At 50.6% G+C, this 17,765-nt stretch carries 17 protein-coding genes; 16 read left to right on the top strand and 1 reads right to left on the bottom strand.

Features of this window, described 5'->3' with window-relative positions:
- Window positions 1–86 precede the first annotated feature (86 nt).
- The 4 genes from MJ257_RS07145 (at window position 87) to MJ257_RS07130 (ending at window position 4,325) form a co-directional block, all read left to right on the top strand.
- Window positions 87–1,076: a tRNA dihydrouridine synthase gene (locus MJ257_RS07145; RefSeq protein WP_240268576.1), complete on the top strand. Its 990-nt coding sequence runs from the start codon at window positions 87–89 to the stop codon at window positions 1,074–1,076.
- Between the two features lie 272 nt (window positions 1,077–1,348).
- Complete coding sequence (locus MJ257_RS07140; RefSeq protein ID WP_240268575.1) at window positions 1,349–2,356, top strand: carbohydrate-binding protein; 1,008 nt, start codon at window positions 1,349–1,351, stop codon at window positions 2,354–2,356.
- 222 nt (window positions 2,357–2,578) lie between these two features.
- Window positions 2,579–3,583 carry a macro domain-containing protein gene (locus MJ257_RS07135; protein ID WP_240268574.1) on the top strand — a complete coding sequence of 335 codons (1,005 nt, stop codon included), beginning with the start codon at window positions 2,579–2,581 and terminating at the stop codon, window positions 3,581–3,583.
- A 91-nt stretch (window positions 3,584–3,674) separates the two neighbouring features.
- Window positions 3,675–4,325 (top strand): vWA domain-containing protein, encoded by a 651-nt coding sequence (locus tag MJ257_RS07130; RefSeq protein WP_240268573.1) that lies wholly within the window; start codon window positions 3,675–3,677, stop codon window positions 4,323–4,325.
- Between the two features lie 79 nt (window positions 4,326–4,404).
- Here MJ257_RS07130 and MJ257_RS07125 read toward each other — a convergent pair whose 3' ends face one another.
- Window positions 4,405–4,677, bottom strand: coding sequence for a helix-turn-helix domain-containing protein (locus MJ257_RS07125; protein ID WP_240268572.1), 273 nt, complete (start codon window positions 4,675–4,677; stop codon window positions 4,405–4,407).
- Window positions 4,678–4,825: 148 nt separating this feature from the next.
- On the opposite strand from MJ257_RS07125, the gene MJ257_RS07120 reads away from it, so the two are divergent.
- The 12 genes from MJ257_RS07120 to MJ257_RS07065 all read left to right on the top strand — a co-directional run bounded on the left by MJ257_RS07120 (window position 4,826) and on the right by MJ257_RS07065 (window position 17,733).
- The gene (locus tag MJ257_RS07120) at window positions 4,826–5,110 is read left to right on the top strand and encodes a hypothetical protein (protein WP_240268571.1); all 285 of its coding nucleotides are present in this window, start codon (window positions 4,826–4,828) and stop codon (window positions 5,108–5,110) included.
- A gap of 249 nt (window positions 5,111–5,359) precedes the next feature.
- Entirely contained in the window at window positions 5,360–6,709 is a 1,350-nt protein-coding gene (locus tag MJ257_RS07115; protein ID WP_240268570.1) for a sodium-dependent transporter, read from the top strand.
- 355 nt (window positions 6,710–7,064) lie between these two features.
- On the top strand, window positions 7,065–7,229 hold the full coding sequence (locus MJ257_RS07110) for a GNAT family N-acetyltransferase (protein WP_240268569.1): 165 nt from the start codon (window positions 7,065–7,067) through the stop codon (window positions 7,227–7,229).
- A gap of 58 nt (window positions 7,230–7,287) precedes the next feature.
- Complete coding sequence (locus MJ257_RS07105) at window positions 7,288–8,499, top strand: winged helix-turn-helix domain-containing protein (protein WP_240268568.1); 1,212 nt, start codon at window positions 7,288–7,290, stop codon at window positions 8,497–8,499.
- A 102-nt stretch (window positions 8,500–8,601) separates the two neighbouring features.
- Window positions 8,602–9,168: a TetR/AcrR family transcriptional regulator gene (locus tag MJ257_RS07100; RefSeq protein WP_240268567.1), complete on the top strand. Its 567-nt coding sequence runs from the start codon at window positions 8,602–8,604 to the stop codon at window positions 9,166–9,168.
- 13 nt (window positions 9,169–9,181) lie between these two features.
- Window positions 9,182–10,147 carry a ketopantoate reductase family protein gene (locus MJ257_RS07095; RefSeq protein ID WP_240268566.1) on the top strand — a complete coding sequence of 322 codons (966 nt, stop codon included), beginning with the start codon at window positions 9,182–9,184 and terminating at the stop codon, window positions 10,145–10,147.
- 583 nt (window positions 10,148–10,730) lie between these two features.
- Window positions 10,731–12,836 (top strand): peptide ABC transporter substrate-binding protein, encoded by a 2,106-nt coding sequence (locus MJ257_RS07090; RefSeq protein ID WP_240268565.1) that lies wholly within the window; start codon window positions 10,731–10,733, stop codon window positions 12,834–12,836.
- A gap of 63 nt (window positions 12,837–12,899) precedes the next feature.
- On the top strand, window positions 12,900–13,862 hold the full coding sequence (locus MJ257_RS07085; protein ID WP_240268564.1) for an ABC transporter permease: 963 nt from the start codon (window positions 12,900–12,902) through the stop codon (window positions 13,860–13,862).
- A gap of 37 nt (window positions 13,863–13,899) precedes the next feature.
- On the top strand, window positions 13,900–14,805 hold the full coding sequence (locus MJ257_RS07080) for an ABC transporter permease (protein WP_240268563.1): 906 nt from the start codon (window positions 13,900–13,902) through the stop codon (window positions 14,803–14,805).
- A 2-nt stretch (window positions 14,806–14,807) separates the two neighbouring features.
- Window positions 14,808–15,791, top strand: coding sequence for an ABC transporter ATP-binding protein (locus MJ257_RS07075; protein WP_240268562.1), 984 nt, complete (start codon window positions 14,808–14,810; stop codon window positions 15,789–15,791).
- Window positions 15,784–16,740: an ABC transporter ATP-binding protein gene (locus tag MJ257_RS07070; protein WP_240268561.1), complete on the top strand. Its 957-nt coding sequence runs from the start codon at window positions 15,784–15,786 to the stop codon at window positions 16,738–16,740. Before MJ257_RS07075 ends, MJ257_RS07070 begins: the two co-directional genes overlap by 8 nt.
- 30 nt (window positions 16,741–16,770) lie before the next feature.
- Window positions 16,771–17,733: a glycoside hydrolase family 113 gene (locus tag MJ257_RS07065; RefSeq protein ID WP_275693724.1), complete on the top strand. Its 963-nt coding sequence runs from the start codon at window positions 16,771–16,773 to the stop codon at window positions 17,731–17,733.
- Window positions 17,734–17,765: the final 32 nt, after the last annotated feature.

The raw sequence follows: 17,765 nt of genomic DNA, 5'->3' as shown, positions 1-17,765 counted from the left end.
TCGGATTGGAGGAAACTGGGGATGCTTAAGCAAGGGGGAGCCTTTATAATGGAATATTAGGTACAACGAGAGGATTGGAGTTTGAAATGACAAACACAAATCATTTTTGGCGGGATTTACCCCGGCCCTTTTTTATCCTTGCTCCGATGGAAGATGTGACGCATGTCGTGTTTCGTCATGTGGTGAGTAAAGCCGGAAGACCGGATGTCTTCTTTACGGAGTTTGCCAATACGGAGAGCTATTGTCACCCGGAGGGAAATCTTAGTGTGCGGGGACGTTTGCTCTTTACCGAGGACGAACAACCCATCGTGGCCCACATATGGGGCGATAAGCCGGAGTATTTTGCAAAAATGAGTATCGAGATGGCGAAGTTAGGATTTCAAGGAATCGACATCAATATGGGCTGTCCGGTCCCTAATGTGGCCTCCAATGGGAAGGGGAGCGGCTTAATTCTCCGCCCGGAGGTGGCCGCCGAAATCATCCAAGCCGCAAAGGCGGGGGGATTACCCGTAAGTGTCAAGACGAGACTGGGTTTCAATCAAGTTGACGAGTGGCAGGACTGGTTGACCCATATTTTGAAGCAAGATATTGTGAATCTGTCGATCCATCTGCGTACGCGAGAGGAAATGAGCCAGGTCCATGCGCATTGGGAATTGATTCCCGATATTAAAGCGCTTCGTGATCGCGTGGCGCCGCAGACCCTGCTTACGATTAACGGCGATATCCCGGACCGGCAAACGGGCCTGAAGCTGGCCGAACAGTATGGGGTGGATGGGATCATGATCGGACGAGGGATTTTTAAGAATCCGTTTGCCTTTGAAAAAGAGCCGAGAGAACATAGCAGCACGGAATATCTTGATCTGTTAAGATTACAGTTGGATCTTCATGATCAGTATTCCGAGCAATTGGAGACGCGTCCGTTTAAAGCGCTGCATCGTTTTTTTAAGATCTATGTCAAAGGGTTTAGAGGGGCAAGCGAATTAAGGAATCGGTTGATGAGCACAACGTCTACCGATGAAGTTCGTGCGCTTCTGGATGAATTTGCCCAACAGATGGACGAGGCATCGGACAGTTAAATGAAGCCGCTAGTTCGAGATCTGCGTGAAACGAGTTTCGGTATTGTACCGGGCTCGTTTTTTTGATTCTTACTCTATCAAAAAATTCAAAAAAACTTCAAGAAAAGCAGGGCTTAGGCACTATTGGAATTATTTTCATGATTCTGTATCATTGTGATTGTAATAATTTGTTTTTATTTATCAAGATATGAAAGTTTGGAATATAATGCGGTTACAACCTGTGGCTTGTCTTATGGGTGAGCCATAGATAATAAATCCAAGGAGGCATGAAAATGACGAATGGAAAGGTCTCTTTTAAAGCCACATCCTTGATCGTAGTTTTAGCCGTATTTCTGTCTACATTTTGCGCCGTCTTACCGGTGAGCGCAGCCGCAAGAGGAGCATGGGCTCCCAATACCGCCTATGCCGTAAATGACACGGTAACCTATAGTGGAAGCACGTATACCTGTCTTCAGGCACACACTTCCCTCGTAGGTTGGGAACCGTCCAATGTTCCGGCTTTATGGCAGAAAGGCGGCGGCGGAACAACACCCCCCACCACACCGCCGGCAACAAACGGAGTAACCTTTTATGCTGATATCAACTATGGCGGAAAAGCAGTCACCCTTGGAGTTGGAAATTATACATTGTCTCAGTTGAATGCAAACGGAATTCCGAATGACTGGATGTCGTCACTTACGGTTCCCAGCGGCTGGACGGTTGAAGTTTATGAGAATGATAACTTCGGAGGCACCCGATGGACTTTTACTTCAAGTTCTTCCTGGGTTGGCAATGCCGTCAATGACAAAATGTCATCGGTCAAGATTTACACGGGGTCACCTTCTACAGTAACGAAACCTGGCGAGGTTCCCAGCCACATCTGGAACTATGTGATGAATGTGGACAATAAATTTGGCAAAGGCGGAGATTTTGCTTTATTGCTAAGTGCCGTGATCAAAAAGGAAAGCAGCTTTGGAGCAGGCTTGCCAGGCAGTCCATCAGCCGGCGACGGTTTGATGCAGGTAGAACCCAACACACGTAATGCTTATTTATCTCAATTCAGCTCAACCTTTGGCCGCGCTTATAATCACAGCAGCGAACAAGACCAGGTATGCATGGGCGCCATGATTTTGCAGGAGAAAATTAATAGATTCGGCGGCATATATAACGGATTACTGCGCTATAACGGCGGAGACAACTGGCATCCGGGAGCTACGGATTCTTATGGCCGTCCTATTCTGGCCGATCAATATGCAAATCAAGTCTACGCTACCTATAAGGGCTACGGCGGCAGGAACTAGAAATTCCTCCAATTGAATAAGAACATGAATCGAGACAAGTCCATCATTAGTGATGGATTTGTCTTTTTTACCATTTGATATAGAATGGCATAGATGAGAGTTTGAGAGGTTATTTTAAGCAAATTTGACCTTGCGATCTTCTCTATGTTGAAAAGGGAATCTTTCCCCTCGCGGTAAATGCCACGTCGGTTGTTTGTAAAGTGGAAGTAGGGAGGTGAGATCATGCCTTTGACTCTAGTCCGGCAGGATATTACGAAGGTGAAGGTTGACGTTATCGTTAACGCTGCGAATCCCGCGCTGCAGATGGGAGGCGGCGTTTGCGGGGCTATCTTTAAAGCGGCGGGAGTGCGGGAACTGCAAGCGGCTTGCGATCCGCTCGCTCCGATTCAGGTTGGCGAAGCCGTGCTGACTTTGGGTTACCGTCTGCCTGCCAAGCACATCATTCATACGGCGGGGCCTGTCTATCGAGATGGGAAACATCAAGAGGAGCGGCAGCTTCGCGCTTGTTACCGGAATAGCTTAACGCTCGCTACCGACCATAAATGCGAGAGTATCGCGTTCCCGCTGATCTCCAGCGGGATCTTTGGCTACCCCAAGAAGCAAGCGCTGCAGGTTGCTGTTTCTGTCATTCGCGATTTTGTTGAGGACCATGAACTGGATGTCTATCTTGTGGTGTTTGACAAAGAAACGTTCACGGTCAGCGAAAATATCTTAGGCGGAGTAGCAAGTTATATTGACGAGCATTATGTCGATATCCATACGGCCCGTCGGCGCAACCGGCAGTTGCTTGACGTTGAAATCGAGGCCTTGCAGGCCTCCGACGTACCGAAAAATTTTGCGCCGGCATCCGATTTGTTCGAAGCGCTGGATGATTGGGTTGGACATCTGGACGAGCCTTTTTCCCACACCCTTCTACGCTTGATCGACGCAAAAGGGAAAACGGATGTCGAGGTCTATAAGCGGGCCAATCTTGACCGTAAATTGTTCTCGAAGATTCGAACCGGGAAGGGGTATATGCCTAGCAAACGAACGGTGATTGCCCTGGCCGTGGCGCTGGAGTTGACGCTTGACGAAACGGAGGATCTGCTTCGCAGAGCGGGGTTTGCGTTGTCCCGCAGCCAGAAGTTTGATGTGATTGTGGAGTATTTCATTATCAACGGCCATTATGATATTTATGAGATCAACGAGGTGCTGTTCAAGTACGATCAACCGTTGCTGGGAGGTTAAAGCGGGGGAAGAATGTCGCTTCTTAAGCGACCTAGTTTCTGCGGTGAAGGGTTACCCTTAAATCACGATAACACTTGGGGAGGACGCTTCAATGAAACAAGGATTAACCGAGTTGGCATTTATTCTGGATAAGAGTGGTTCGATGGCTGGATTGGAAGCCGATACGATCGGCGGCTATAACTCGATGCTGAAGAAGCAAAAGGCGATCGAGGGCGAGTGCCGCATCACCACGGTTCTTTTTGCTAACAACGATGAGCTTCTTCACGATCGAATCGACATCCGGGCCGTTAGTCCGATGACGGAGAAGGAATATCAGGTGGGAGGGACGACCGCGCTCTTGGATGCCATCGGCAGGACGATCCACAAAATCGGAAACGCCCAAAAGCATACGGCCGATGAGTATCGCGCCGAGAAGGTGATGGTCGTGATCATCACGGATGGCGAGGAGAACGCCAGCAGAGAATATACGGCGAAACGGGTCAAGAAGATGATTGAACACCAGAAAACGCGTCAGGGTTGGGAATTTATCTTTCTTGGCGCGAACATTGACGCAGTTGAAACCGCCCGGCATTTTGGTATCTCTCCGGATCGCGCCCAGAACTTTCACGCCGACCGGGAGGGAGTCGAGCTCAATTTTCGCGTCATGAGTGAAGCGGTCGCTTCCTTCCGCCAAACGGCATCCATGCCGGAGGATTGGAACGAGGAAATTCGGGAGAATTATCAGCGGCGGGAGGGGCGTTAATTGAAGATAACAGAAGAACCTTTTCGATAGGCTGATACAACAGATAGCGGGATACAAGCTGAGAAGGCTTGGTATCCCGTTATTTGTTGTATTCCTCGCCAATTTCACTTATCCTTGTGTAATCATTCTCTAATAGCTTGAAAAAATCAGACGGCCTGATTTTTAAGCCTTTACAAAGTTCAAATATTTTCGTGACAGAAGGTTCGTTCCTTCCGACTTCAATCATGGAAATATAGGATCGATCTACACCACATTCATGCGCCAAATCCTCTTGGCTTAAACCTTGCTTGATTCGTAAAGCTTTGATGGTTTTGCCGATAATTTGTTTGATCTCTTTGGATGTATCCTTCAAGAAAATTACCCCTTTCAAGCTCATTATCAGTCTGATATACTGTTCCCAACAGATAAAGTATTCAACAAATTGTAAATATATTACATTTATTTTTACATATGTAATTCATTCTTGTGTTTTGATAATGGTCGAAAAGGAGGAGAGATCAATGACAATCCCGCCTTGGTTTCAAAGTGCGATTCAGCAAAGATTGGACCAAGTGATGATTCAAATTGAACGCCAACCCCGGTTTCGAAAGCTGCGTACGGATGAGCTTACGGCTATGGCTGCCATGTTTTCCGGCGTGGATCATAGAGATTGGCCGGGGTTTATGGAGTGGGAGGAAAAGCATCTCCACAGGCGAGCTGCAGAGCAGGAGCAGTTATATCTTCAAGGCGTGAAGGATGGAGTACAGTTGGTTGTGGCGCTGCTGGATACTTCCTCATCCAATTAGTTGGACCTTAGCGTTCAGAAGTCCGATAGAAACGTCAGAAGACACCCGGAACTCCGCCGGGTGTCTTCTCTAAATTGGGATTTCCATTTTCATGCGTAAGCCGTAATTTACGGAACGGTATTGCTGATCTCCGTTAGGAAACCGTTCTTTGGTTGAAAAAAAAGTGTTGCCAAATGGAAAAATTTCATAGCGCTATATCCCAGCATTTTATTTATAATAAAAAGATGTTTAAAAAACTGGGGGATCAACATGAAAACAATGCAAAATAATCTAGGCCAAGGACGAAATGAACGGTTCTCTTCTGCCGGCTTTATCTTGGCCGCCATCGGCAGCTCCGTGGGGCTGGGGAATATGTGGAAATTTCCGTATATTACGGGAGAACACGGAGGGGCCGCCTTCTTCCTGCTGTTCATCATCTGTTTAATCCTGATCGGCTTGCCTCTACTATTGGCCGAGCTGGCCATCGGGCGGTCGGGCCGAGGCAGCGCGTCCACGTCCTACGTCAAAGCCGGCGGTCCCAAAGTATTTGGCCGCCTCGGTTTGCTGCAAGTCATCGCACCTTTTCTCATCTTGAGTTTTTATGTCATCGTCGCCGGCTGGACGCTTCATTATGCCGTACAGTCCTTCGGCGGAAATCTGTACACCAATTCCGACTACAGTGGGCAATTCAGCACGTTCACCCAAAGTTACATGCCACTCGTTTGGCAGGCGGCGGCCGTGCTGGTTACCGGAATCGTGGTGGGGAGAGGGATCTCCGGCGGCATCGAGAAGTTCAACAAGGTGCTGATTCCGGGCTTGATCGTTCTTTTGGTTATTTTGATGATTCGGGCTTTGACCTTGCCCGGAGCTGAAGCGGGCGTGTCCTTCTTCCTTCGGCCCGACTTCTCGAAATTGAGTCCGGAAGCGGCTTTGGTTGCGCTGGGCCATGCCTTTTTCTCGTTGTCGCTAGGGATGGGGATTTTGCTTACTTATGGAGCTTATGTGGACAAGCGCCAATCTCTCGGCACGGCAACCCTGGCGATTGGGACAGGGGACTTGATCTATGCGTTTGTTGCGGGTTTGATTATTTTCCCGACGACCGCCTCTTTTGGGTTGGAGCCTGATGCGGGGCCGTCTCTGGTCTTCATCGCGCTGCCTGCCGCATTTTCGGCGATGCCGCTGGGAGCCTTCTTCGGCGGGTTGTTCTTCATCCTGCTGGCGATTGCGGCATTAACTTCCTCGGTTTCGCTGCTGGAAGTCCCGGTCTCTTATGTCATGGACCGTTGGGGCTGGGGACGCGGAAGATCCGTGACGATCGTCAGCGTGCTGATTCTGTTGGTAGGGCTTCCTTCTGCCTTATCCTTTGGGGTCGTCCCGGCATTCACGGAAATGGGCGGAAAGAACTTCTTTGACTGGCTCGATTTCATCACCTCGAATATTTTGTTGCCGCTCGGCGGCCTGATCACCACAATCTTTGCGGGGTACTTCTGGAAAAATGCAGCGGAAGCCGCGGGGCTCAAAGCAGGATGGTTCCGGGTATGGCTGTTTATGGTTCGGTATATCGCTCCGGTGCTCGTATTCCTGGTCCTGCTGCATACCACCGGAATTCTCAAATTTTAGGATCCGCGGAGTGGCATCAGCTCGGGCTGCTCCATGACCTTCCGGCACCCGTCTATGTCGCCAGCTTCACCGAAGCGGATCCGGAGCGGGCACCGGTCAATTGGCGAAGATCCGCGAGATCAAAGATCTACCTCAGATTGACCAACTGATCAAGCATGTGGACACGCAAGAACCCGGAACCCGATAATTCGGGTGTCCGGGTTTTCTGCTTCTTCACCTGATTGTGTCAAGTTTTCTTTGCACTTAAAGGTCATTCTCATTTTTGTGAAAGCTGCTACAATCAAGTTGAAAGATCTTCCAATGGGGGGGCAAGCAGCATGAGAACATTGGAAACGGATCGCTTAATCCTACGGGAATGGCGGGAAAGCGATGCCATTATCCGGACAACCCCAAATCCAAACGGGTGATTGAAAAATGCAGCTTTACGTATGAAGGAACCCTGCGTAAATACAGCCGGAATTTGAAGGACAGCGTACGGTACTCCATGACGAGGGAGGAGTGGGAAAGTCGGCATAAGTAGATGATTATAATGAAGATAACATATCTGTGAAAGCAAATTGATGACGGGACGGTGTCCAATGATCAAATTAACAATCCGCCAAGCACGACAATTTATGTTGTTGAAGCACGGTTTACTGGGTAAACATCGATTTGCGGGGAAACAGGGCGTGTTGGATTTTGTTCGGCAGGCCGGCTGTATTCAATATGATCCGATCGATGTTTGCGGAAAAAATTCCGAACTGGTGCTGCAGTCGCGAATCAAGGGGTTTTCCAAGGCAATGCTCGACGAGCTGTTGTATAAGGATCGACGTTTAGTCGATTATCCCGATAAAAACCTCGCCATCCTCCCTGTCGAGGACTGGCCGTATTTTGAGAGGTACAGGCGAGCCGCCCGGCAACATGCCGGAAACTATCCCGAGATGCAAGCTCTGACAGAGCAAGTGCGTGCTCATATTCAAAAGTATGGTGCGCTCAGTTCGGATGATATCCAATTGGACGGTGATTTCGCCTGGCAATCGGCTATCCACTGGAGCGGCGGAAACAGGGCCTCCCGTTCGGTACTGGAGCAGATGTATTCGACCGGTGAGTTGATCATTCACCACAAAAAAGGGACGCGAAAATACTACGACATCGCCGAAAAATACATACAGGCCCATTTGCTGAATGCCCCGGAGCCGCTGCCCGACGAGCTTGAACATCAAAAATGGCGGGTATTGCGCCGGATCGGTGCTGTTGGTCTTATATGGAATCGCGCATCCGATGCATGGCTGAACATTTGGGGACTGAAATCGGATGAACGTAACGAGGTGTTCCGCCGGTTGTTGAACGAAGCTCGAATTTTGGCGGTTACCGTTGAACAAATCAAAGATACGCTCTATTGCCGCGCGGAAGACTTGCCGCTGATTGAAACTGTCTTGAACAATCCGGAGCCGGCCCCCCGCTGCGAGCTGATTGCTCCGCTGGATAATTTGATATGGGACAGGAAGCTTATCCACGAATTATTTGGCTTTGATTACACCTGGGAGATTTACACGCCTTTAATCAAGCGGAGATTCGGATATTATGTATTGCCTCTATTATACGGAGAGAACTTCATCGGTCGGGTCGAGGCCATCGTGGAGCGACAAACGAGGAGCCTTGTCGTTAAAAACATCTGGTATGAGAACGGGGTGAAACAAACCAAGAAATTGCGAACCGCTTTGGACGCTTGTTTCAAAAGATTTGCGATATTCAATGGGTGTGAGACCATTTTGAAACCCGATGATCTATTGACAAGGGAGAAATTGTAGACAATAATTAGACCATTGGTCTAATTATATGTTGGAGGTGAATGCATTACGGCACGGACCAAGAAAGAATTTAATAATAAACGCCACGATCTGACTGATCGAATGTGGAATATTTTTGTGCGCAACGGGTACGAGAACACTACGCTGGCTTTGATCTTAAAAGAGTTGTCGATACCTAAAGGGGTTTTTTACCACTACTTTGCTTCAAAAGAAGAATGTGCGGACCTCTGTATCGAAATGAGGGTGAATCTGTGCATCGGCAAGATGCTGGATAACGACTCGCTTGAGTTATCGGCCGATCAAAGGCTTATCCGCATGATGTTGTTCTGCGTTCGCTTTTTTCACGATGATGAACAAGAGGATGCCCGGATGAACGCCCCGGATAATGCGGTTTTTCATCAAAAGTTGATGATCGCTTTGACGAGGCAATTGGCTCCGGTGTATTCAAAGATGATTGCAAAGGGCGTTGAGGAGCAAGTGTTCGGCACGGAGTTCCCACTGGAAGCCGCAGAAATGATCATTTCCCTTGCCAATTTTTATTTGGACGCCGACTTGTTTCGGTGGGAGCAAGAAATGATGGACAAGAAAATACTTGCCTTCTCTGACGCAATGGAAAAAATTTTAGGGGCCCGGAAAGGGACGTTTCATTTTATAGGGTCCATGCGCTAAAGAGGAGAACTATATGAAGATCATGATTTTGGGGCTTGGCGTCATTGGGACGACCTATGCTTATGTTTTTCAGAAATCCGGATTTGAAACCGCGCATTTGATCAGGGAACATAACAGAAAGAAATGTCCGGATAAAATTTCGGTTAAGCTCTTGGACGGTAGAAAAAGCAAACAAGGCGAGGACATTGAGGATACTTACACGGTCGCCATGGCACGGCAAGATGAAAGCTACGACCTGATCGTTGTCAGCGTCTCCGGCGGTCGTCTCAAGGAAGCCGTCGATACTTTGAATCAGAACCGTATCGGCGGAACCATTCTTGTGCTTAATGGCGTTAGAGAAGAAAGAAAAGATTTGGACGAAATCATGAACGGCAGAAAGTATATTTTGGGCTACCCTGTAGCCGGCGGCCAAATCGATATGGAAAAGGCTCGGTTGGACAGCGTTCTGTTCGGTCATATGATGATAGAGCGTAAAGACAAAGCGGGCATTGATCGGTATGATGATATTATTTCTCTATTGAACCAATCCGGAATAAAGGCTGAATGCCCGTACGATATGCTTGAATGGATATGGCTGCACATGGCGATCAATGCAGGCGTTATCACAACCGCAGCAAGCCTCGGGGACATTAAGGACAGTGTCGCCGCAGCGAGAAGGTTGATGAGCCGGGCACCTGCGCTAAGGGAAGCCATCCTGACCATTCGCGAATGTGTGAAAGTAGTGGAAGCAAGAAACGTCGATCTTAAAAATTACAGAAATGAGCTGATTCCCTATAAAATCCCGTCCTTGCTGGCCGGCCTCATCATGAAACGGATGTTCCGCACCAACCGGCTAACGCGACAAATTATGGAGCTTCATGCGAATAAAGATGATTTGCTTTATGTTTGCGGAAGCGTGTACGAAATAGGGAAGAAGATGAATATTTCAACCCCGTGTTTTGACGTCAACTATAAAGCGCTGTTGAATGCATTGGAATAACGGCTCGATGAAAGAGCGGCTTCGGGTACCGAAGCCGCCTTACGAAACGGGACGTGCTTGAATTTCTTTGCTGCGCGCTAGGATATCCCCTCCCCTCCCCAAAAAACCATTTTAATAGTATGCCCCGTTTAATTCTTCATTCTTCTGGCGAGTGCCATTTATTCCTTGCTCTCTAAAGGGCGACGGATTTTGATAGATTTTGTTATCCTAACTATATAAACGAAAAAGTGCAAAATAGCAAAAAAATTTACCGTTTAAACTAACTAGATTGTTAATATTGAATAACAAATGTTGGACCAAATCGCGATTTGTAAAAAAAAATAAAAATTCCCACGACTATATTTAGCTATTGACACAAAAATGGCGAAATCATAAAATGAAAGCGATAACATAATTGAGATTTGCGGCATATTTGTTAGCCTAACATCGAGGTTTTTATTATGCTAACTGTTAGGGGATGAGCAAGGGGAATGTTGGTTTTGGCGTCACGATTTCTTTGAGAATCTTTAAAAAATGAGGATGACTTAAGGAGGTTGGCTTAAAGGTGAAAAAGGGGAGCAGGATGATCGCTTTGGTTCTGTCGTTGGTATTGATATTCGCGGCGGCTTGTTCGGGCGGCAATTCCGGCAGCAGCGCCAATAACAACGGCACTGCGGACAACGGGGGGAACTCGGCCAAGACGGATCGCGGGAAGGAACGGAAGTCCCTTAAAAATGTAAGCGCTTCAGACCCTGATGTGAAAGCCGGAAGCAAAGTAACCGTCTTCAACCCGAAAATGCCTACCTTGGACCCGACGCAATGGCAAGGGCAGATTCTGGTAGGACAGGGAACCCTGCTGGAAGGGCTTTACGGTTATAACCAAGACCATGAAATCGTTCCGAAAATCGCAACGGGTTATACGGTTTCCGAAGATAAGAAAACCTGGACGTTTACGCTTCGGAAAGATGCCAAATGGTCCAACGGCGATCCGGTCACGGCGCATGATTTCTATTATTCCTACATGTACCAGCTGGATCCGGCCAATACGACCGCACAGCTTTGGCTTAGCGTACTGAATTACGTGAAGAACAGCTATGCTTACCATGCCGGCTCCGTCGGCAAAGAAGAAGTCGGTCTGAAGGTCATCGACGACTATACCCTGGAAATCACGACGACGCTGCCTCACGCCTTGTTGGGCAGCCTGGTTCTCGCCGGGTCGATGCCGATGAATCAGAAGAATGTCCAAGCGCATCCGGGCAAATGGTTCGAGCCGGAGAATTTCGTCGGCAACGGTCCTTTCATGGTGAAATCGTTCGTTCCTAACGGCGAGCTTGTGTTGGTGAGAAACCCGAATTATGTCGGCGCAGAAGGGCAGCTCAATCACGGCAACGTCGAGACGATCCATGTGCTTCCGGCCACGACGGTTCCGGTCGAAGATTACATGTCCGGCCATGCGGATGTCGTTCTCGTCCAAACCCCTTCGGATTTGCAATACGTAAAGACGACCGAATTAAAATCCCAGCTTTACTCGGCGCCGAACTATTCTATCCGCTATATGGCATGGAGCAATCCGGCGACCGAATCCCCTTACGATAAAAAAGAAGTGCGCCAGGCCATCGCCAAGGCGATACAGCGCGCGCCGATCGTTGATTCGGTTCTCAACGGTATGGGAGGGGCCACGAATATCTTTGCCTCGCCGGGTTGGCCGACCGAAAAGCTCGAAAAGGGCATCGACGAGGATCTCGAAGGCGCCAAGCAACTGTTGAAAGAAGCCGGGTATGAAGGCGGCAAAGGCCTGCCGACGCTAACGCTTTACATCGGTGTCAAGCAAGTGGATGCGCAAGGCGAACAAATCGCTTTGGCGTTGGGCCAAATCCTGCAGCAAAACTTGGGAATCAAGACGGAAATCGTGCAGCTGAACGAAGCGCAATTCAATGCCTACCAGTACAACGGGCCGCAAGCCAATGCAAAGCCGGGGTTTGTCTTGTCCTCCGGGGCCACGAACTGGAGCGAGCCGGGAACGCTGGATATGGGAGCAACCCAACAGCTGTATTCAATCGGAACGTTGGATGCTCCGTTGGAAGCAACGAAGAACTTTGTTGACTGGAGCAAAGAGGTCTATTATAAGCCGGCCATCGAAAAATACGGCAATCCGGAGGATCCCAAGGCGGGCGTAGAGTGGAGCGATTGGGCGGCTTTGGAACGGGCGGCCCAAGAAGATATCGCCTTTCTGGAAAAATGGATTTCCGAACAGCCTGCCGAGTGGCAGCCCTATCTGAAACAAGAGGGAGTTCCGACAACGGCCGAGCAGTGGCAGCAAATCGTCGATGTTTGGAAAAACGCCAAGACCAACGACGAGAAACATGCGGCTTTTGTGACGGCATGGACGTTCGTGGCGCCGAATGCTCCGGGAGGCAAGCTGAACCAGAACGCACTGGATGTACAGGTTTACTATAACCGGACCACCTCGGAATCGGAGAAATTACGGGATCAGCGAATGTGGCAGGCCCAATTCGTAAATAGCCTGACCGTCGATGAGGCCGCGCCGATTGCAGCCAAGCTGGTAAATTCGCTAATGGAAGACGCTTATGCCATTCCGTTGTTCTACCAAATGCAGTACTTCTTGGTTAAACCGGGGATCACCGGGGTGCAATCGAACCCTTGGGCATGGGGCAATTTCTACAACCTGCACTTTCTGAATGTGGATTAAATACACGGCACCTGTCGCGGGCACCCGTTCCGGTGTCCGCGAATCGGTCAAGGAGGCTCAATCATGGCCGTATTCAGATTCATCGCAAAGCGCATTGTCGAAATCATTATCACCTTAATCCTGGTCATTACGGTTAGCTATATCATGATGTACTTTTCGCCGGGCGGGTTCATGAATACGAGTACGATGGCTACGGCCCTGGCGCCGCTGCAAGGACAGAATCCCGTGCTATATCAGGAAGTCATGGAGCAATTTCAAAGCCGGTATGGCCTGAATTTGCCGCTTTGGCAACAGATTCTGAAATATGTTTGGCATGAATTGACGTTTGATTTCGGCAATTCCATGCAAAATCCGTCGCTTAGCATCGCCTCGCAGCTGCAGCGCACCTTGCCGGTCAGCGTTATTTTGGCCTTCGGGTCCGTCATGCTGTCGGTTCTGGTCGGGGTGCCGCTTGGTATCATAGCCGCGCTGAAACGGAATACCTGGATCGATTACCTCGTGAGTACCGTTTCCCTGGCAGGGCAAGCGATTCCGGCGTTTGTTCTTGCGGTGATTTTGGTTTTGCTGTTTGGGGTCGTTTTCCAGGGGATATTGCCGGTAACCGGCTGGGGCCGTTGGGAGCAGGCGATTTTGCCGATCATTTGTTTGTCCGCGGCGAATGTCGGCGTCGTAGCCAGATATATGCGCGGAAGCTTAATCGAAACGCTGAGGTCCGATTATATCCGGACCGCCAAAGCCAAGGGTGTCAAATACTGGCCGATGATCATGAAACATGGCGTCAAAAACTCGCTCACCGCGATGATTACCGTCATCGGACCGCAATTTGCGTTTACGGTGATGGGAACTATTTGGGTGGAACAAATCTTCGCGATTCCGGGGTTGGGCCAGGTGATGCAGACGGCGTTCACCAGCTTCGATTTTCCGCTGGCGATTACGTCCGTATTTTTGCTGGGTTCCATGATCATGATCATGAACTTGCTGGTTGACATTATCTATGCCTTGATTGATCCCCGGGTCAAATTGTAAGAGGGCAGAACAGTAAGCGATCAAGGAGGGGGCGCCATTGGCCAGAACCGTTACAGGGACGCATTCGGACGTTGTCCTTAAGAAAGAGAAGAGTAATCTCCGCCGATCGGAGTTTTACCAGGGTTGGAAACGTTTTAAGAAACATCGCCTCGCTGTCATCGGCCTCGTATGGGTGATTATCTTCTGTCTTGCCGGAATCATCGGGCCTTGGGTGGCTCCGTATGATTATCGAACGGGCGATTTTTTGGCGATTAACCAAGGGCCGTCCTGGCAGCATATTTTCGGCACGGATAACGTCGGACACGACATGTTTAGCCAGATTTTATACAGTATCCGCAGCGCGCTGATTATCGCCGTGGGAGCGACTTTGGTCAGTTTTCTGATCGGCGTGGTCCTGGGGCTCTGGGCCGGCTTGCGCGGCGGGATTGTGGACATGATCGTAATGCGCGCCGTCGACTTCATGATGACGCTGCCGGGATTTCTGTTTGCCTTGATCTTGGTCATATTGTTGGGCCGCGGGTACTGGTCGTTGATCTTAGCGATCGGTATTCCCGGATGGGCCGGCTATGCAAGACTGATCCGCAGCTTGGTCCTCGGCATGCGAAACAGCGAGATGGTGGAAGCGGCAACCGCTTTGGGCGCGTCCCAAGCGCATATCGCAAGACGATACATGTTCCCTAACGTCATCGGCAGCATGGGGGTTTCGCTTGCCTTCGGCATCCCCGGCGATCTGACTCAGATCGCGGGACTGAGTATTTTCGGTATGGGGCTTCAACCTCCGATTCCGTCTTTCGGCAACATGATTGCCCAAGCCAGCGAGAACATTCTCGGATTTCCGTGGCTGTTGTATTTTCCGGCGGGCATCTTCGCGATCACGTTATTATCCTTCCTCTTTGTAGCCGACGGTCTGCAGGAAGCATTCAGTCCAAAGGGGGGGCAATGAACATGAGCGAACCGCTGCTTCACATCGATAACCTTCACGTCAAGTTCGCCAGAAGCGAAGATGAAGTATATGCCGTCAACGGCGTCAGCTTTTCGATTCACGAGAACGAAACCTTGGGCATCGTCGGCGAGAGCGGCTCCGGCAAGTCCGTCACGCTCATGTCCTCGCTGGGCCTGATTCGCGAGAACGGAAAAATTACGTCAGGAACGGCGAAATTCCAGGGGAGAGACTTGCTGAAGCTGCGTCCCAAGCAATTGGAAGATATTCGCGGCCGTGACATCGGCGTGATTTTCCAGGATCCGATGACCAGCTTGAATCCGGTCATGCGGATCGGAGATCAGATCATGGAAGCGATGCTCACGCACCAATACGCCGGCCGCAAGGAAGCGTATGAACGTACCCTCCAGCTTCTGAACGAGATGGGCATTCCCGATCCGAAATCAAGGTTTAACAATTATCCTCATGAGTTCTCCGGCGGGATGCGCCAGCGCATCATGATCTCCATAGCACTGGCCTGCGAACCGCAGCTTTTGATTGCCGATGAGCCGACGACGGCGCTGGACGTGACCGTCCAAATGCAAATCCTGGCGCTGATGCAGGAATTGCGCCGCAAACGGGGCATGAGTGTAGTGATGGTGACGCACGACTTTGGGGTGGCCACGAATTTCTGCGACAAAATCATCGTCATGTACGGGGGCCAAATCATGGAGGTGGCCAAGACCGATCATTTCATTCGCCGGACGGCCCACCCTTACTCAATCGGTTTGAAACGGTCGATTATTGAGGTCGGCCACAAGGGTCAAGAGATTCTGCCCATCCCGGGGGCGGCCAAAGCGTTGACTGAGCCGCCAAGCGGCTGCCCGTTTGCCGAGCGCTGCTCTTTTGCGACAGACCGCTGTCTCCATGAAGTGCCCAAGCTTCGCGATTTCGGCGAAGACCATCAAATCGCCTGCCACCATGCCGAGGAGGTTGTTTCCCTTGCCTAATCAAGCGTTGCTGCAAATCGAGAACGTCACGAAAACCTTTCGTCAGCAGGGTAAAGCGCTGCGTGCCGTCGAGAATGTATCTTTTGCCCTGGAATCCGGGAAAACCTTGGGGCTTGTCGGCGAAAGCGGATCGGGTAAATCCACCCTGGGGCGTCTGGTGTTGCGTCTTTTGGATCCCGACAGGGGCAAAGTCATCTTCAACGGAACGGACATCACCCGATATAAGAAAAAAGACCTGCGCCCTTTACGGAAGGATATGCAGATTATCTTTCAGGACCCGAACGCGAGCTTGAACCCGAGAATGACGGTGAGCGATGCCATTGAAGACGCGATGGCCATCCATCAGATCGGAACGAAAACGAGCCGGCGCGAACGCGTGCTTGAGCTGTTGGAGCGGGTCGGCTTGCCCGATGAAGTCCAGTATGCCTATCCCCATGAATTGTCGGGGGGGCAGCTTCAGCGCGTGGGAATCGCCCGGGCGTTGTCGCTGAATCCGAAGCTGATGATTTGCGATGAACCGGTGTCCGCGCTTGACGTGTCCATCCAGGTTCAGGTCATTCAATTGCTTAGGGATTTGCAGAAGGAATTTAATCTTGCGTACATTTTTATCTCGCATAATCTAGCGGTCGTCGAATATTTGAGCGATGAGATCGCCGTTCTTTATTTGGGGGAAGTGGTCGAGCAGGCGCCGGCGGACGAATTGTTCAGAAAACCGACGCATCCGTACACCCAGGTATTGCTGAATTCGATCTTAAAGATTCCGGATCGTCCGGAGGATAAGCAAAAGATGATATCCATTCAAGGCGAAATCCCGTCTCCGCTTCACCCGCCGAGCGGGTGCGCCTTCCATCCGCGCTGCCCTTTTGCGTCGGAAGCCTGCAGGAACGCCAAGCCGGAACGGAAGAAAGTTTCCGAAGGGCATTATGCGACTTGCCATCTTGTGGATTAAGACAGTTGCAAGCATGAGGGAGTGACAGAAATGTTTATTAAAGGAATGACCTACGGTTGGAACAGTACGCGCGGCTCCTACCGCCAGCCTTATGCGCTGGATTCGCTTCGCCGGCTGAAGGAGACCGGCAGCGAATGGATTGCCTTGGCCTTTTATACGCTTCAGCCAAGCATTTACTCCACCGAGATCCCGTTCGATTACGGCGCCACGATGACCGATCGGGATATCGAATTTATCGTTAAGCAAGCCCACGCGTTGGGGCTGAAGGTATGCCTGAAGCCGGTCGTCAATTCGGCGGACGGCATCTGGCGCGCCCATATCGGGTTTCCGGAAGAAGAGGGGGCGCAGCCGTATTGGGCTGCGTGGTTCCGCTCGTACACCAACTTTTTGTGCCACTATGCCGAGTTGGCGGAGGAACTGGGCTGCGAGATGTTCTGCATCGGCTGCGAGATGGTGGCCACGGAGAAGAAGACGGATCATTGGACCGCCGTCATCGAACGAGTGCGCCAGTTCTACAGCGGCCCGATTACCTATAACGCCAATCACGGCAAGGAGGAGGGGGTCGCTTGGTTCGATCGGGTGGACGTCATCGGCACGAGTGCTTATTATCCTGTTGCCGGCCGTCCCGGGGACAGCGAGGAGGCGATGGCGGAGAACTGGCTGCCGGTCAGAGATAAGCTGGCGCGGCTGCATGCCAAATTCGGCAAGCCGATCGCCTTCTTGGAGATCGGTTGCCGCAGCGCGTTGGGGTGTGCGATGATGCCTTGGGATTTCTCGCATCGGGAGCTGCCGGCGAGCGAGGAGGAGCAGGCGAATTTCTACGGCTCCGTGATCAAAACGTTTTGGGAGGAGCCTTGGTTCGCCGGCTTTTTCTGGTGGGATTGGAGTGTAAAGCTTTATCCGCTGGAGGCGGCGGCGGCGAACACCGGCTTTGACATCTACGGCAAGAAGGCCGAGCAAGTGGTGAAGGAGTGGTACGCCAAGAGACGGTGAGGTGGCTTTCGCGTTGACTTCTCAAACGGGAT

This window comes from Paenibacillus timonensis, from assembly GCF_022427145.1.
Classification (GTDB): domain Bacteria; phylum Bacillota; class Bacilli; order Paenibacillales; family Paenibacillaceae; genus Fontibacillus; species Fontibacillus timonensis.
This window is presented reverse-complemented; position numbering and strand designations above follow the sequence as displayed.

Excerpts from the sequence above, each read along its gene's own strand:
- MJ257_RS07145 (WP_240268576.1), top strand. The coding sequence starts at position 87 with ATGACAAACACAAATCATTTTTGGCGGGATTTACCCCGGCCCTTTTTT.
- MJ257_RS07140 (WP_240268575.1), top strand. The coding sequence starts at position 1,349 with ATGACGAATGGAAAGGTCTCTTTTAAAGCCACATCCTTGATCGTAGTT.
- MJ257_RS07135 (WP_240268574.1), top strand. The coding sequence starts at position 2,579 with ATGCCTTTGACTCTAGTCCGGCAGGATATTACGAAGGTGAAGGTTGAC.
- MJ257_RS07130 (WP_240268573.1), top strand. The coding sequence starts at position 3,675 with ATGAAACAAGGATTAACCGAGTTGGCATTTATTCTGGATAAGAGTGGT.
- MJ257_RS07120 (WP_240268571.1), top strand. The coding sequence starts at position 4,826 with ATGACAATCCCGCCTTGGTTTCAAAGTGCGATTCAGCAAAGATTGGAC.
- MJ257_RS07115 (WP_240268570.1), top strand. The coding sequence starts at position 5,360 with ATGAAAACAATGCAAAATAATCTAGGCCAAGGACGAAATGAACGGTTC.
- MJ257_RS07110 (WP_240268569.1), top strand. The coding sequence starts at position 7,065 with ATGGCGGGAAAGCGATGCCATTATCCGGACAACCCCAAATCCAAACGG.
- MJ257_RS07105 (WP_240268568.1), top strand. The coding sequence starts at position 7,288 with ATGATCAAATTAACAATCCGCCAAGCACGACAATTTATGTTGTTGAAG.
- MJ257_RS07100 (WP_240268567.1), top strand. The coding sequence starts at position 8,602 with ATGTGGAATATTTTTGTGCGCAACGGGTACGAGAACACTACGCTGGCT.
- MJ257_RS07095 (WP_240268566.1), top strand. The coding sequence starts at position 9,182 with ATGAAGATCATGATTTTGGGGCTTGGCGTCATTGGGACGACCTATGCT.
- MJ257_RS07085 (WP_240268564.1), top strand. The coding sequence starts at position 12,900 with ATGGCCGTATTCAGATTCATCGCAAAGCGCATTGTCGAAATCATTATC.
- MJ257_RS07075 (WP_240268562.1), top strand. The coding sequence starts at position 14,808 with ATGAGCGAACCGCTGCTTCACATCGATAACCTTCACGTCAAGTTCGCC.
- MJ257_RS07065 (WP_275693724.1), top strand. The coding sequence starts at position 16,771 with ATGTTTATTAAAGGAATGACCTACGGTTGGAACAGTACGCGCGGCTCC.